Source organism: Pseudomonas macauensis, assembly GCF_047902425.1.
GTDB lineage: Bacteria > Pseudomonadota > Gammaproteobacteria > Pseudomonadales > Pseudomonadaceae > Pseudomonas.
Genome location: NZ_CP138377.1, coordinates 2,618,450 through 2,633,845 on the forward strand (window position 1 = coordinate 2,618,450; position 15,396 = coordinate 2,633,845).

Annotated in this window: 16 protein-coding genes; 9 read left to right on the top strand and 7 right to left on the bottom strand. The window is 65.6% G+C overall.

Annotated elements, in window-relative coordinates:
* Positions 1-59: 59 nt before the first annotated feature.
* On the bottom strand, positions 60-1,025 hold the full coding sequence (locus tag SD196_RS12300) for a GlxA family transcriptional regulator (protein WP_275607398.1): 966 nt from the start codon (positions 1,023-1,025) through the stop codon (positions 60-62).
* A 96-nt stretch (positions 1,026-1,121) separates the two neighbouring features.
* Here SD196_RS12300 and SD196_RS12305 point away from each other — a divergent pair, with 96 nt between their 5' ends.
* From SD196_RS12305 to SD196_RS12340, 8 genes are all read left to right on the top strand, one after another.
* On the top strand, positions 1,122-1,571 hold the full coding sequence (locus tag SD196_RS12305; protein WP_275607397.1) for a tautomerase family protein: 450 nt from the start codon (positions 1,122-1,124) through the stop codon (positions 1,569-1,571).
* A 346-nt stretch (positions 1,572-1,917) separates the two neighbouring features.
* The gene (locus SD196_RS12310) at positions 1,918-3,450 is read left to right on the top strand and encodes a sugar ABC transporter ATP-binding protein (protein WP_416311534.1); all 1,533 of its coding nucleotides are present in this window, start codon (positions 1,918-1,920) and stop codon (positions 3,448-3,450) included.
* A complete protein-coding gene (locus tag SD196_RS12315) occupies positions 3,443-4,465 on the top strand; it encodes an ABC transporter permease (RefSeq protein ID WP_416311535.1) in 1,023 nt (340 codons plus the stop codon). Before SD196_RS12310 ends, SD196_RS12315 begins: the two co-directional genes overlap by 8 nt.
* Before the next feature lie 28 nt (positions 4,466-4,493).
* A complete protein-coding gene (locus SD196_RS12320) occupies positions 4,494-5,549 on the top strand; it encodes a substrate-binding domain-containing protein (RefSeq protein ID WP_416311536.1) in 1,056 nt (351 codons plus the stop codon).
* Between the two features lie 11 nt (positions 5,550-5,560).
* Positions 5,561-6,226: a sulfite oxidase-like oxidoreductase gene (locus tag SD196_RS12325; protein WP_331314486.1), complete on the top strand. Its 666-nt coding sequence runs from the start codon at positions 5,561-5,563 to the stop codon at positions 6,224-6,226.
* A gap of 364 nt (positions 6,227-6,590) precedes the next feature.
* Complete coding sequence (locus SD196_RS12330) at positions 6,591-8,972, top strand: TonB-dependent receptor plug domain-containing protein (RefSeq protein WP_416311537.1); 2,382 nt, start codon at positions 6,591-6,593, stop codon at positions 8,970-8,972.
* 50 nt (positions 8,973-9,022) lie between these two features.
* Entirely contained in the window at positions 9,023-10,384 is a 1,362-nt protein-coding gene (locus SD196_RS12335; RefSeq protein ID WP_416311538.1) for an APC family permease, read from the top strand.
* Entirely contained in the window at positions 10,384-10,836 is a 453-nt protein-coding gene (locus SD196_RS12340) for a DUF3574 domain-containing protein (RefSeq protein ID WP_275607390.1), read from the top strand. The genes SD196_RS12335 and SD196_RS12340 overlap by 1 nt, the downstream gene beginning before the upstream one ends.
* Here the strand turns inward: SD196_RS12340 and speE are convergent.
* Together speE and SD196_RS12350 are read right to left on the bottom strand one after the other, a co-directional pair.
* Positions 10,821-11,681 (bottom strand): polyamine aminopropyltransferase, encoded by an 861-nt coding sequence (gene speE / locus SD196_RS12345; protein WP_416311539.1) that lies wholly within the window; start codon positions 11,679-11,681, stop codon positions 10,821-10,823. The two genes, SD196_RS12340 and speE, sit on opposite strands and share 16 nt — an antisense overlap.
* Complete coding sequence (locus SD196_RS12350; RefSeq protein ID WP_370601439.1) at positions 11,681-12,139, bottom strand: DUF3574 domain-containing protein; 459 nt, start codon at positions 12,137-12,139, stop codon at positions 11,681-11,683. The genes speE and SD196_RS12350 overlap by 1 nt, the downstream gene beginning before the upstream one ends.
* Positions 12,140-12,575: 436 nt before the next feature.
* Between SD196_RS12350 and SD196_RS12355 the strand changes: the two genes are divergently transcribed.
* Positions 12,576-13,082 carry a hypothetical protein gene (locus SD196_RS12355; protein WP_416311540.1) on the top strand — a complete coding sequence of 169 codons (507 nt, stop codon included), beginning with the start codon at positions 12,576-12,578 and terminating at the stop codon, positions 13,080-13,082.
* Between the two features lie 70 nt (positions 13,083-13,152).
* Here the strand turns inward: SD196_RS12355 and SD196_RS12360 are convergent, their stop codons facing one another.
* From SD196_RS12360 to pnuC, 4 genes are all read right to left on the bottom strand, one after another.
* Entirely contained in the window at positions 13,153-13,749 is a 597-nt protein-coding gene (locus tag SD196_RS12360) for a helix-turn-helix domain-containing protein (RefSeq protein WP_370601666.1), read from the bottom strand.
* Positions 13,750-13,785: 36 nt separating this feature from the next.
* Entirely contained in the window at positions 13,786-13,947 is a 162-nt protein-coding gene (locus SD196_RS12365) for a hypothetical protein (RefSeq protein WP_416311541.1), read from the bottom strand.
* A gap of 114 nt (positions 13,948-14,061) precedes the next feature.
* The gene (locus tag SD196_RS12370; RefSeq protein ID WP_416311542.1) at positions 14,062-14,799 is read right to left on the bottom strand and encodes a UTRA domain-containing protein; all 738 of its coding nucleotides are present in this window, start codon (positions 14,797-14,799) and stop codon (positions 14,062-14,064) included.
* A gap of 8 nt (positions 14,800-14,807) precedes the next feature.
* Entirely contained in the window at positions 14,808-15,392 is a 585-nt protein-coding gene (gene pnuC, locus SD196_RS12375; RefSeq protein ID WP_416311543.1) for a nicotinamide riboside transporter PnuC, read from the bottom strand.
* Positions 15,393-15,396: the final 4 nt, after the last annotated feature.

A 15,396-nucleotide genomic window follows, 5' to 3' on the forward strand; every position in this document is an offset into this window, starting at 1 on the left:
GAGAGGGGCGTTCTCTTCAAGCGTGGTGCCAGTCTTTCCCCGGCTTCTACCTTTACGCTTCAGCCACGGCGCAATTGTCGTGGGGTCGCGTTCAGCAGGCGGCGCAGCAAGCGCCGGAGAGCCGTTGGATCCTGATAGCCGACCTGCGCCGCAACCGCTTCGACAGAGTACTGGCCGGATTCGAGAAGCGCTCGCGCCTTGTTCAGCTGCACCCGTTGGATGAGCTGCCGAGTGGAGTGCCCCGTCGCCTTGTGGACGTGGCGCGACAAGGTCCGCTCGGACATGCCGACACTCGCGGCGAGCGCCTTGACTCCCGCAAGCTCCGGCAGCGATTCCTCGATCTGCGCGGTCAGGCGCGAGATCAGGGCATTCCCTTGCACCAGCATGGCGGGGATGACGAAGGGCGACTGCAGTTGCCGACGGTCGAGCAGCAGCGCCTTGCTCACCGTGTCGGCGATTTCAGGGGAAAGGCGCCGGCGTAACAGGTGCAGCATGAGGTCGGTCTGAGCGAAGGCGGCACCCGCCGTAGTCAATGGTGGGTCGGCCAGCACCATGAAGTCCGGGTCTACGCGGCAGCCCGGTGCGAGTGTCTGCAGGTGCGGTGCCAGCCACCAGGAGGTTGTCGCCCGCCTGCCATCCAGGAGCCCGGCTGCATGCAGAAGAAAGACGGCCGAGCATGACGCGGCAACTTCCTTGCCGTTCGCGATGTGGTTGCTCAGTGCCGAGAGGAAGGGAGCTACCCATGGTTCCGCAAGGCGTCGCTCGAGCTGGTCGAAGTCACTGACGCCAATGCCCGGTATGACCCAGCAGGAGCTGTCCTCAACGCCTGGCTCCATGGGGGCCACGTGCAGCAGCAAGCCATGACCCAGCGTCACCGGTCCCGGTTGAGGACCGCAAATCCGCCAGCGCGGTGTGGCCAGGCCGCGTCGCTCGCCGACGTTTGCCGCAGTGGCGAGGATGTCCAGGGTGGAGGCCACGCTCGAGGCGAATGCTCCTGGTATGACCAGAATGGTGAAATCATGCATTGGCTGATTATGCTCGAAAGAGGACAGATCGGACACTTTTGCAGGAAGCGAACGCCAGGCCCAATAGTGATCCAATCCATCGCCAAGGTTTCAGCCATGCCCAACATCCTGATCAAGGTACCCACCGGAGCTTTCAGCGAGCCGCAACGTGAGCGCCTGTTGAAGCGCGTCAGCGAGGCAGCCATCGCGCATGAGCGCATAGGCAGCGATCCACGGCAGCGCAGCCTGTGCTGGGTGCTCATCGAGGAGGTTCCGGCTGCCGATTGGCTATGCGGCGGCGCGAACGTGCACGCTCAGGCCATTCCCTGCATCGTCATGGTCAAGGTGCCTGCCGGCGTCCTCGATGAGCAGATGCGCAAGGAATACGTGCTGGGCCTGCACCAGGCCATCGAGCAATGCGCAGGGCCGGATGATGGGCGGATGTTGATGACGTCGATACAACTGACGGACATCGCCGATGGCACATGGGGTGCGAACGGAAGTCTCTGGCGCCTGGCCGATTTCACTCGCGCTGCCGGTTATGGGCATCTTCTCCCCAGCATCTAGAGGACATGCCAGGCCGGAGCCGGGAGCGAGGAACGGTTTCGACCCTTCCTCTCACAGAAGTCCGCCTCTGGCCGTTGGCTGCCCTCGACCAGTGGCTGCTACCGACCCGGAGCGGATGTCTCCCGCTCCAACTGGCGTGGAGTGCTACTCATCTGCCGCCTGGTTGAGTCGCTGTTGCTGGACAGGCAGTGCATTGCCATGTCGAGCAGATGGTTTTTAGTATATGCATAAATAATATTAAAAATATGTTGATTCGATTCATTTAGAAATAAAAGAATCGCCGGGAATTCCCACGGCGAAGCTCTGAAACGGCGCTCTCGCTCTTGTGTGTCGCAGCGAGATCTCCATGCCCGGCCAGCCCGACTCCACTGTGTTTTTCCGCCTTCAGAATCTGAGCAAGGCGTTTGCGGGCAATCGGGTACTGGACGAGGTGAACCTGGATATCCGTCAAGGCGAGGTGCTTGCGCTGCTGGGCGCCAACGGTGCGGGCAAGTCGACCCTGGTGAAGGTATTGGCCGGCTCCCATTCGCATGACGCCGGGCAGCTGTGCATCGACGGCCAGGTTGTGCGCTTCACCTCGCCTCAGGACGCCAGGCGCCACGGGATAGTCGCGGTGCACCAGCAGGTCGAGCAGGGCGTGGTGCCTGGGCTGAGCGTGGCGGAGAACCTCCTGCTCGACGAGCTCTGCGGCGCATCCGGCTCGCTGCTGTTTCGACCGCGTACGGCCCTGCAACGCGCCGCCGAAATTGCCGCCGGGCTTGACCTCCAGTTGCCGCTGGAGGCGCCCATCGAAACACTGGGGACCGCCGAGCGGCAATTGGTGATCCTGTCCCGCGCGCTGGCGCTCAGGCCACGTCTGCTGATCCTCGACGAACCCACCGCATCGCTCTCGACCCACGAAGCCGAGCGCCTGTTCGCTCTGATCGACCGGCTGCGCGAGCGCGGCGTGGCGATCCTCTACATCTCCCACCGGCTGTCCGATCTGCAACGCGTGGCGGACCGTGCGCTGGTGCTGCGCGACGGCCGTCTGGTGGGCGAATTCACGGCGCCGTTGGACCTTGCTGCCGCCGTGGAATCCATGCTCGGCGCTGCGTTGGGCGAGGTGGAATTGCAGCCTCTGGAGCGGGGCGAAAGCGTGCTTTCCCTGCGCGGCTGGCAGCTCGAAGCACAGAGCGCGGCCTTCGACCTGGACCTGCATGAAGGCGAAGTGGTTGCCCTGACCGGCCTGCTCGGTGCCGGCAAGAGCGAGATCGCCGAAGTACTGTTCGGCCTGCGCAAGCACCACGCCGGATCGATCCGCCTCGACGGGCGCGATTGGCTGCCGCGCACCCCGCGTGAAGCCATCTCCGCCGGCGTGTTCTTTGCCGCCGAGGACCGCGCGCGCAACTCGCGAGTGCCGGGATTCTCGGTGCGCGCCAGCATGACGCTGCCGCTCCTGCGCAGCTTCACCCGTTTCGGCTTCATCGACCGTGACGCGGAGCGCGCCAAGGTCGCCGAGCAGATCGCCGCACTCGACATCAAGGGGCCTGGTCCTGAACACCCGCTGGATCTGCTCTCCGGCGGCAACCAGCAAAAAGTCATTCTTGCCCGCTGGCTGCTGGGGCGGGGCCGCGTGCTGATCCTCGACGAACCCTTCCAGGGCGTCGACGTTCGCGCCCGCCGCGACATCGGCCAGCGCATCCGCGCCAGTGCTACAGGCCGCGCGACGCTTGTGATCTGCAGCGATCCGGACGAGGCCCTGGAAATCGCCGACCGCATCCTCGTCGTGCGCGACGGGGCGGTGGTCGCCGAACTGCCTCGGCAGAACCTGCAGCGCAGCGAGATCGTCGCCCATCTCACCCCGTCCATTCCCTCACGCCAAGGAGCCGTGTGTGTCTAGAACTGCCGTGGGCAGCCCGGCGACGTCACCCGTCGCACGCTTGCTCGACTTCCTCATCCACTACGCGCTGCTCCTGCTGCTGGCCCTGCTGGTACTGGTGTTCGCACTGCTGGAGCCGGCCTTCCTGCGGGTCGGCAACCTGTTCCTGGTGCTGCAGTCGGTTTCCATCGTCGCGCTGCTTGCCCTGGGTGTGACCCTGAGCATGGCCGTGGGCGGGCTGGACCTGTCCATCGGCGCGGTCGCCGCGCTGAGCCTGATGACCGCCAGCTACGTGATGGTGGTGCTGGACTGGGGCCCGCTGGCGGCGATCCTCATCAGCCTCGGCCTCGGCACCCTGGTCGGGCTGCTCAATGGCTGGCTGATCGTGCGCATGCGCGTGCCGGACATCCTCGCCACCCTCGGCAGCATGTTCCTGGTGGTCGGCGTGCAACTGATCCCCACCGGCGGCCGCTCCATCGCCGTTGGCATGACCCTGCCCAACGGCGATGAAGCGCCGGGTGCCTTCGCCAGTTGGTTCCTCGCCCTCGGCCGCGCCCAGCTATGGGACCGCGTGCCGGTGCCGGTGGTGATCATGCTCGGCTGCGCACTGCTGGTCTGGCTGTTCCTCGAACGCACGCGGCCTGGGCGGTTGTTCTACGCCATCGGCGGCAACGAACAGGCCGCGCGCCTCGCCGGCGCGGCGGTGGAACGCTACAAGCTGCTCGCCTACGTGCTTTCGGCGCTGCTCGCTTCGCTGGGTGGACTGCTGCTGGCAGCGCGCCTCGGTCGCGGCGACGTCAGCTCCGGCAACGGCCTGGTTCTCGACGCCCTCGGCGCCGCGCTGATCGGCTTCGCCGTGCTCGGCGCGCAGAAGCCCAACGCCTTCGGCACCCTGGTCGGCGCGGTGCTGGTGGCGACCCTGCTCAACGGCCTGACCATGCTCAACGCGCCGTATTACGCGCAGGATTTCGTCAAAGGCGCCGTGCTGGTTTCGGCCCTGATGTTCACCTTCGGTCTGGCCCGGCGCGGGCGCTGATCGTCACCTTATTTCGGAGATTCAACGGATGAAGTTCACCCCCGCCAAATCCCTGCGCGCGCTGTTCGCCGCCGGCCTGCTTCTGTCCAGCGCCGTCTCGGCCGAAGCGGCCGGGCTGCCCGGCGCGCCGGCACCCTTCGACAAGGGCGGCGTGCAGATCGCCCTGGTCGGCTACCTGTTCTCCGGCGACTTCCCCGAGGCCTATCTGCGCGGGGTGGAGAAGCAGGCCAGCGCGCTGGACGTGAAGCTGCGTGTGTTCGATGCGCGCCAGCAGGCGGCCACCCAGCGCGAGATGCTGGAGCAGGCCATTGACCTGGGCGTGGACGGCATCATCGTCCAGCTCGGTCTCGCCGAAACCCTCAAGGATTCGATCGACAAGGCGTTGGCCAAGGGCATCAAGGTCGTGACCTTCGACGTCGACGTGAACGACCCGCGCATCACCCGCGTCGAGCAGGATCACCGCGAGCTGGCGCGCCTGGCGCTCAAGCAGGTGCTGCAGGACAACGGCACCGCCTTCGAGGCCGGCTACGTGTACATCGACGGCTTCACCCCCATGGAGCGCCGCGACGAAATCTGGCGTCAGGTGAAGGCCGAGAACCCCGGCATCGTCGAGAAGGCGCGCTTCGGCACGCTCAACGCGCCCATCGCCAACTCGGTGGCCGACCAGGCCAGCGCGGTGCTGCGCGCCAACCCGGACATCACCGTGTTCTTCGCGCCCTTCGACGAGTTCGCCAAGGGCGTGAAGATCGCCGTGGACGAAGCCGGGCTGGGCAAGAAGGTGAAGATCTACAGCGCCGACATTTCCACCGCCGACATCCAGATCATGAAGGAGGAGGGCAGCGCCTGGAGCGCCACCGCGGCGGTCAATCCGGAAGTGGCCGGCGCCATCAGCGTGCGCAGCCTGGCGCTGCGCATCGCCGGTGAGAATCCGGGCGAGCAGGTACTGGTGCCGCCGACCCTGATCACCCGCCAGCAGCTGCTGGACCTGGACGTGAAGAACGTCCGCGACCTGGCGCACAAGGTGCCGGCCTTTGGCGAGGCGCAGAAGGTGGCGCAGGCGCCGTGGATTCCGCTGGCGAACTGAAGGGGCAGGGTATGCACGACAAGGCCGGGCGCCTGAAGAAGGCGCGCTCGCCCAAGGGCGACACGCGTTACGGCGCGCGCCTGCCTCCGGGGCAGGTGCTGACCGAGCGCTTTCCCATCCTCCATGAGGGCGAGGTGCCGGACTATTCGCGCGAGACCTGGCGTCTGCGTCTCACCGGTGCTCTGTCGCAAGCGCTGGAGTTGAGCCTGGACGACCTGCTGGCGCTGCCGCAGCGCGAACTGGTCTGCGATATCCATTGCGTCACGCGCTGGTCGAAGTTCGATACCGCCTGGCGCGGCGTGCACCTGTCGGACCTGCTCGAACACTACGGCGTGAAACCGTCCGGGGCGTTCGTCATGGCCCACGCCGACCACGATTACCAGACCAACCTGCCGCTGGAAGACCTGCTGCGCCCGGATAGCCTGCTCGCTACACATTACGCCGGAGAGCCACTGACCCCGGTGCATGGCTGGCCGCTGCGGCTGGTGATCGCCGGGCGCTATTTCTGGAAGAGCGCGAAGTGGCTGCGTGAACTGGAGTTCAGCGAGGTTGACCGCCCCGGATTCTGGGAGCGCAACGGCTTCCACAACGAGGCCGACCCTTTCCGCGAGGAGCGTTTTTCCGGTGAGGCGCTGGCTATTCCTGAGGACGAATGGACCCGCAAGGCGTTCGATTGAGCGTCGCGCTGTTGCTGCCGAGACAGCAGGCACTGTTGCGCTGGAAACACTGGGGACTGGTTATAACCAAAGCATTTTTTATTCGTTTAAAAGCATTCTGCCACTGGCTAGGATGACGCCTTCCCCATCTGGTCAGGGATGACCGGCGATACCGAGAAGCCGCGCCTTTTCGCACGAAGAGTGACCGGCCATGACACCTGGAGCGCTTTCCCGAGCACTGTTTTCTCCAACCTGAGGGGAACAGTCGCTCGCGGTTTCCGGACTTCCGACACCAACCGCTCGAGCCAAAAAATATCCCAAGCGGAGTTCCGGACTCGCCGCCAACGGCGAGTGGCGCTCTTTAAGCGAGACAGGAGTATTTCGCGTGTTATCCCGTTCCCTTATTGCCGTTGCGGTGGCCTCGGTCATCGCCCAGGCCTCCGCACGCGCCGAGGAAACCCCGGCGACCCCCGAGGCCACCACCAAGCTGGAAACCGTCCTGGTCACCGGCGCCCGCGGTAACCACCGCACCCTGTTGGATTCCCCGGTGCCGGTGGACGTGCTCACCGCCGATGACCTCAAGTCCACCGGCGCGGTGGGCGGCGAACTGGGCCAGGCCCTGGCGACGCTGCTGCCGTCCTTCAACTTCCCGCGCCAGTCCAACTCCGGCGGCGCCGACCACGTGCGCGCCGCGCAGCTGCGCGGAATGAGCCCGGACCAGGTGCTGGTGCTGATCAACGGCAAGCGCCAGCACACCTCGGCGCTGGTCAACGACTCGTCGAAGATCGGCCGTGGCACCGCCCCGGTGGACTTCAACTCGATCCCCATCAGCGCCATCAAGCGCATCGAAGTGCTGCGCGATGGCGCCGGTGCGCAGTACGGCTCCGACGCCATTGCCGGGGTGATCAACATCATCCTCGACGATGCCCCGGAAGGCGGCGAAGTCTCCACCAGCTATGGCGCCTACCATACCCATCAGGACGCCATCGACCGCACCACCACCGACGGGCAGAACTCCTACACCAGCGCCAAGGCTGGCACCCAGCTGGGCGAGGAAGGCTTCATCCGCGGCGGCGCCGAATACATCGACCGCAACCCCACCAATCGCGCCGGCTTCGATGGCTTCGCCGACACCCCGGGGCAGCGCAACTACGTGATGGGCGATGGCGTGGCACGGGACGTCAACGCCTGGTTCAATGGTGACCTGGCATTGGGCAACGGCAAGGCCTACGCCTTCGGCCTGTACAACGAACGCCACACCACCGGCGCGGAGTTCTACCGTTACCCGGACGAACACCCGGAGATCTACCCCAACGGCTACCTGCCGCAGTCCCTGGGGGACAACCTGGACCTCTCCACCAGCCTCGGCTACAAGGGCCTGATCGCCGACACCTGGGACTATGACGCCAGCGTCACCCACGGTCGCAACCGCTTCGAGTCGTCCACTCGCCGTACCCTCAATGCGTCCCTTGGCGAAGACACGCCGACGAAGTTCGACACAGGCGACTACGAACTGCGCCAGAGCGTCGCCAACCTCGATCTCAGCCGCGAGCTGAGCCTTGCCGGGCGGCCGTTCGTGCTGGCGCTGGGCGGCGAGTACCGCTACGAAAACTACATCACCACCGCCGGCGATGCGGCCTCGTACTACGGTGTCGGCGCGGACGGCGCCGCCGGCCTGCGCCCGAGCGAGGAGGTGGACATCGACCGCAACGTCTTCGGCACCTATGTCGATCTCTCGGGCGACATCACCGACCAGTTCTTCGTCGATGCCGCCGCGCGTTGGGAGCGTTACGACGACGCCGGCAGCAAGCTTACCGGCAAGCTCAGCGGGCGCTATCAGCTGACCCCGGTACTGGCCCTGCGTGGCGCGGCGTCCACCAACTTCCGCGCACCGTCGCTGGCCCAGGTTGGTTTCCAGAACACCACCAGCAACTTCGGTGACGGCGGCACGCTCACCGATATCCGCGTGCTCTCGGTGAACGATCCCATCGCCCGCGCGCTCGGTGCGGAAAGTCTCGACCCGGAAACCTCGAAGAACTTCAGCCTGGGCCTGACCGCACAGCTGAACGACCGCTTCGATCTGTCCTTCGATGTGTTCCGCATCGACGTCGACGACCGCATCACCCTGTCCCAACGCATCGGCAGCGATGCCATGGAGCAGTTCATCCAGGACAACTTCGGCGTGGCCGGTGTGCATGACGTGAACTTCTTCACCAACGCTGCCGACACTCGAACCGATGGCGCGGAGCTGGTACTCAACTACCACCAGCCCTTCGTCGGCGGCCAGCTGGGCGTGACCACCGCGTATACCTACAACCACACCAAGGTACGCAGCACCAAGGGCACCCCGCAGCAACTGACGGACCTGGGGATCGGCGAAGACGCGCTGGTGGGCGTGGAGGAGCGCAACACCCTCACCGATGCCGCGCCCAAGGACCGCTTCATCTTCACCACCACCTGGAGCAATGCGCAGTGGAACCTGCTCGGCCGCCTGACTCGGCAGGGCGAGACCACCCGCGTGTTCGACTTCGGCGACGGCTACCACCCGGAGCAGACCTATGGCGCCGTGTGGCAGCTGGATACCGAGGTGGCCTACAAGTTCACCCCGCAGTTCAACCTGGCAGTGGGTGGCAACAACATCACCGACAACTACCCGGAACGTTCCAGCTCGGAGATCAACTACGGCGGCAACCTGCCGTACGACGTGCTTTCGCCGATCGGCTCGAACGGTGCGTATTACTACGCCCGCGCCACTTACTCCTTCTGATCTGACGCAGGGGGCCGCGTTGCGGCCCCGCTGCTTTCCGGAGTCGATTCATGGCTGACAACGACGCCGGCCCGCGCCGGCACCTGGGCGCCATTCACGCGCTGCTGCTGACGCTGGGCATGGTGATCACCAGCGACATTCTGAAAACCGCGCCCACCGTGGCGCTCAACGTCGGTCAGGAGCACTTCTACGGGGTCTGGATTCTCGGCGGCCTGCTGTCGATGGTCGGCGCGCTGTGCTACGTGGAGATGGCCTCGGCCTTCGCCCATCCCGGTGGCGACTACCACTTCCTCGAACGTGCCTACGGCCAGCGGGTGGGCTTTCTGTTCGCCTGGTCGCGCTTCGCCATCCTGCACACCGGGTGGATCGCGCTGATGGCGTTCCTGTTCGCCGATCACTTCAGCGCCTTGCTCGGCCTCGGCCAGCTCGGCAACGTGCTGCTGGCGGGCGGGCTGGTCGCCGCGCTGGTGGCGCTCAATCTCATCGGCTGGCGCGTTAGCCTCGGCACTCAGGCCGGATTGGTGGCGCTGGTGGCGGCCGGTTTCCTCGGCATCGTCGGTGCCGGCCTGTGGCTGGAGTGGCGCGGCTTCGTCCCGTCCCCTGTGGCGCCGGTCGAGCCGGAGCAGGTGGGTGTTGCCGGTTTCTCCGCTGCGCTCATCTATGTCTTCCTCGCCTTCGGTGGCTGGAGCGACGCGGCGACGCTGTCGGCGGAGTTGCGCGACAGCCGCCGGGGCATCTTCACCGCCATGCTCGGTGCGCTGGCGGCGTTGTTGCTGATCTACCTGGCGCTGAACTGGGCGTTCATTCGCGGCCTGGGCTTCGACGGTCTGGCCGCCAGCGGAGCGCCGGCGCTGGAGTTGCTCGGGCTGGCCTTCGGCGCGCCGGGTATCGGCCTGATCATGGCGGTGGTAGTGGTGTCCGCCGTCGCCAGCATCAACTCGACGCTGATCGTCGGCAGCCGCACGACTTATGCCGCGGCGCGGGATGTTCCGGCACTGCGCGCCCTCGGCCGCTGGGATGTGCGTCACGGCGTACCGCGCGCGGCACTGCTCGCCGAAGGCGTGGTGGCCTTGCTGCTGGTCCTGGTGGGTGGCTGGAGCGGCCATGGCTTCAACACCATGGTGGAGTACATGACGCCGGTGTACTGGCTGTTCCTCAGCCTGAGCAGCGTGGCGCTGATCGTCCTGCGCCGCCGCCATCCGGACGTGCCCCGGCCGATCCGCGTGCCACTCTATCCCTGGTTGCCGCTGGGCTTCCTCGCGGTGTGCCTGTACATGCTGTATTCCAGCGTCGCCTACGTCGGCTGGGGCGCCTTGCTGGGCCTGGCGGTACTGGCGCTCGGCGGGCTGCTGCAACTGATCCTGCGCCCGCGTACGGCGCAATCCGAAGACTGGCAGGGAGAGGGTGCCTGATGCGCGCGAAGCGACTCTGGCGCAACGGCGCCGTGACCGTTTTGCTGGCGGCCCTGGTAGGGCTTTGGCTGAACGAGCCTACGCTCAGTGCCAGCGGTGAGGCGAGCGGCCGGCGCATGCTGCGCACGGAGCTGTACCTGGAGGCGGTGGAGCTGTCGCAGTGGGAGGACTTCCTCGCCCGCGAGGTGACGCCGCGCTTCCCCGATGGCCTCAGCTGGCTCGATCTGCACGGCCAGTGGCGCGGCCCCAGTGGCGGGCCGGAGAAGCTGCCGTCGCGGATGCTGATCCTCATCCATGCCGACAACCCCTACACGCGCCAGGCCATCACGCAGATCGGCGCGGACTTCAAGAAACGCTTCGGCACGGCGGTGCTGCAGGTCAGCAGTCCGGTTCGCGCTCGCGACCCGGACTGGACGCCGCAGCGCCTGGGCAACCCTCAGCTGTCGCGCTGAAGCCCTGCCTCGATCAGGTCGAGCATGTAGCGCGGCAGGGCGAACGCCGCCTGGTGTACCTCGGGGGTGTAGTAACGGGTCACCAGGCCGCTTTTTGCGAAGCGCTGGCGCAGGGTTTCCAGCGCGGTGCGGCGGGCCTTCTCGCTGTTGGACGCCCAGCCGAACGCCATGCTGCCGCCGATGTAGGTCGGCACCGCCGCGTGGAAGAAGCCCCAGTCGGCGAAGGACTCCGCCAGTCGCCGCGCCGTGCCGCCCAGTTCCTCCGGCTGGAGGAAGGGCACGCCATTCTGCGTGGCGAGGATGCCATCGCCGCCCAGGCGCTGCTGGCAGTTGCGGTAGAAGGCGTCGGTGAACAGGCTCGCCGCCGGACCGCCCGGGTCGGTGGAGTCGCAGAGGATCAGGTCGAAGGTTTCGCGGCTCTGCGCGAGGTACTCCAGGCCATCGGTGTAGATCAGCCGCAGGCGCGGATCGTCCAGCGCGCCGGCCGAATGCCTCGGCAGCAGCTCGCGGCACAGCTCGACCACCTGCGGATCGATCTCCACCGCGATGATTTCCTCGATGCCGGCGTGGCGCACAATCTCTCGCAGGATGCCGCCGTCGCCCACACCGATCACCAGCACGCGGCGCACCGCACCATGGGCAAGGATCGGCACATGGGCGAGCATCTCGTGGTAGACGAACTCGTCGGCCTCGGTGGTCTGCACCACGCCATCCAGGGTCAGCACGCGGCCGAAACGGCGGTTGCGGAATACCTGCACGGCCTGCTGGCCGGTGTGGCCCTGGTAGATCGGCTCATCGATGGTCAGCGCCTGCGCGTAACCGTCGTGCAGCGTCTCGCGGAACATCAGAACGACACCTGCGCCGGTTGCGACAGCCGCAGCACGGAGAGGTCGCCGGTGATGCGCTTCCACGCCAGGCGAATGGCCTCGATGTCCTTGTCGTGCGCGGCGCTGTCTTCATGCAGGATCACGATCACCTTGGTGCTCAGCCGTTCCGGCGCCGGCGCGCCGTGGTCACGCCACTGGCCGTAGGCGTCGTAGGCGGTGAAACCGTCCGGGAAGCGCGGCGTCACTTCCTGGTCGAGGAACTGTCGCCAGCGCTGCTCGCTGGTCCTGTCCTTGCCGTCCTCCTGGCCCAGCGCGAAGTACAGCTCGGTACGCAGCCACTGCGCCTGCGCCGGCCGGGTCGGGTCGCCCTGCAGGGTCGAACTGGAAGGGTTGGTGGTATGAACGGAAGGGGCGGGCGGGGTGGCGCAGCCGAACAGCGCCAGGGCGAGGCTGGCGGCGAGCAGATGGCGGAACATGGGACTTCCTTGCGGTGATGACAGTTGAACCAAACCGCCACTATAGAAGGTCGCCTGTTATTTCATTAAATATTAAAAACGCATTCTCATATGCCTGATTTTGCATTCATGGAATGTGCATCGAAGCGCTCTAGGCCGTGGGTTATGGCCAGCCACGAAGTTTTTGCGAGTTGGTTAGATTCAATATTCACTACGGTTCTTTGCTAAGCACTGGATGAGATATCCATATCGCCGAAAAGATCGCTCTTGAAGTGTTGGAATTCGTTATCGCGACGAAAATGAAACCATAACGAACATCCCCGGCATCATCGAGACAGAATCGCGAGTTGATGCAGCGAAACCCGCCGCTCCCTCGCCATCTTGTTCCGCCGCTGCGCATTCCTAGAATCGGCCCCATTCGCAGTCACTCAACTCTATCGATTCAGGGAGCTCCACCATGATGAACGCCATGCAGATGCCGATGAACAGCAACGCCATGATGCCGATGATGGGCATGCCGATGATGATGGCGACCATGGAATGCGAGATGCTCGACGACGGCATGATGTGCAAGATGAAGCCGGCCATGGGCATGGAAATGGCCATGTTCCGCAACAGCGCCGAGATGATGGCGATGATGATGAACTGCGGCATGCCGATGATGATGCACTGCGGCAACATGATGATGATGGGCATGTCCCAGTCCGCCATGGCCATGATGCCGATGATGGGCATGATGAACCTGCCGATGATGATGGGCATGAACATGGGCATGCCGGCCATGAAGTGCATGATGGAGTGCTCCATGCAGGGCGACATGATGATGTGCAAGATGATGCCGATGCAGGGCATGAACATGGAGATGTTCAAGAACTGCTGCATGCTGATGAACAAGATGATGGAGTGCGGCATGCCGATGATGATGAGCTGCAACGGCATGCCGATGATGTGCTGCACCTGCTGATAGCGGCGCACTGAAATGAAAAGGCCCGGTGGGGAAACCCGCCGGGCCTTTGGCTTTTTGACGGTTGGAATCAGTCCAGCCGTTCGGCGTAGGTGGTGACGAGGTAGGCGACCGCGTCGCTGTCGGCGGGGTTGCGGTAGCTGTGCGGCTGGTCGGCGAAGAACAGGATGGAGTCGCCAGTGCCGAGGAGGAAGCGTTCCTCGTTGACGCTGATCTCCAGCACGCCCTGGGCGACCACCAGGTTTTCCTGGGTGCCCGGCGCGTGGCCGGTGGAGTGCTCGATGGCCAGGCCCTGCAGGCGCAATTCGTAGAATTCCACCTGGCGCGAGACGTCGAAGGGAAACAGCGCGCGGCTGACGAAGGCGCCGTCGCCGCTGACCAGGCGTTTGCTCTCCCGTGCCGGCAGCACGGCCACGCCTTCGAAGGCGCGGTCGTCGAGGAAGGCGGCGACCGAGACTTTAAGGCCCTGAGCGATCTTGCACAGCACCTTGATCGACGGAACGCTGCGGCCGGATTCGATCTGCGCGAGCATGGTCCGGCTCACGCCGGAGAGGCGCGCCAGGCCGTCGAGGGAGAGGTTGCGCTTGGCGCGCAGGCGCAGCAGGTTGCTGGCGACCCGTTCGCCGATGGGGTCGTCGGGCGTGCCGGTCGTGGCGTCGAACGCCACGGCAGGCAGCTCCGTGGCGAGCGGCAGGCCCACGGCTCAGGCCTCGTGGCGGCCGCTGTCGCGGCTCTGCTGGACGATCTGGAAGGCGTCGTAGCCGGCGCGCTGCGCGTACATCATCCACATCAGCTCGGCTTGGCGGCGTGCCTGGCGGCGCGTGCGGTGGCGGGCGAGGTCGATGACGTTGTCGGTGCGGTCCATGGCGGCTCCAGAAGGCTTTCAGACAAGCCGGTTGCGGTGAAGTTGGAGCTAGCCTAGCCGCGATCCTGTTAGAACCAGAAATACTGAATTAGCATTTGGTAATTACTTATTCAGCTATAACGGCCGCGACGGGAAATCCGCCTGCACCGCCACGGATACCGCGTCCGGCCGCCAGAACTCCTGGTCGAACTCCACCAGCAGGCCGTCCTCGGCGTAGTTCAGCCGTTCCAGCACCAGGTTGCTGGCGCCGGAGGCCAGTTGCAGCAACTCGGCCTGGTCGTCGTTCACGGTGCCCAGGCGCAGGTTGAGCGTGCAGCGCGTCTGCACCTTGCCGAAGCGCTCGCGCAGCACGGTGGTCAGCGAGCGATCCAGGCGTGCGTCGAGCAGGTCGGGGCACCAACTGGCGAGCAGGGTATTGATCTCCACCAGCACCGGGCGGCCGTCGATCAGCCGGCGGCGGTGCAGGCGGAAGACGGGTTCGTCCGGTGACGGCAGGTTCATTCGCGCGGCCAGCCAGGCGCCGGCGCGGCAGCGTTCGGCGCTGAGGCACTCGGTGAGGGGCTCGCGGCCCTGCAGGCGCACGTAGTCCATGAAGCTGACCAGCCGCGTCGGGTCGTAGTCGATGCGCGGCGGGCTGAGGTACCAGCCGCGACGGTTTTCGCGGTAGATCAGGCCTTCGGTTTCCAGTTGCTGCAGGGCCTGGCGCAGGGTCACACGGGTGCAGTCGAAGCGCTCGGCGAGGTCGCGCTCGGGCGGCAGCTTTTGCCCGGCGAGGAAGCGCTTCTGGGCAATGTCCGCGGCCAACTGGTCGCGGATGCGCGCGTAGTGCGGCGGGATGGCCTGGTAGAGCATGGCGGCCCTCAGTTGCCGGTGGCCAGCGCCGGCTGCTCATCGCGCAGTTCGCGCTGCCAGGCCAGCAGGCCGTAGATCGCCAGCACCACGAAGCCGGCGTAGAGCCCGGCAGTGAGGTACAGCGCCTTGTAGAGGAACACCCCGGTGTAGATCACGTCGAGGATGATCCACAGCCACCAGCTGGCGACGTACTTGCGCGCGGCCCAGAAGCTCGCCACCAGGCTGAAGGTGGTCAGCGCGGCGTCCAGCCAGGGCAGGGCGGCGTCGGTGTGGGTGTGCATTGCCCAGCCCAGGGCGAGGGCGCCGACGGCGCCGGCCAGGCAGCTGGAGACGGCGGTAGAGAAGGGCAGGCGTTCCACGCGCACCTTGTCGTGGTCGCTGCCGCCCTGGCTCCATTGCCACCAGCCGTAGAACTGCAGCACCACGAAGACCAGTTGCAGGAGCATGTCGGAGTAGAGCTTCACGCTGAAGAAGATCCACGCGTAGAGCAGCACCGCCACCACGTTCACCGGCCAGCACCAGCGGATGCGCCGGGCGGTGAGCCAGACGCCGAGCACGTTGACGATCACCGCGATGATTTCCAGAGCAGACATGTTG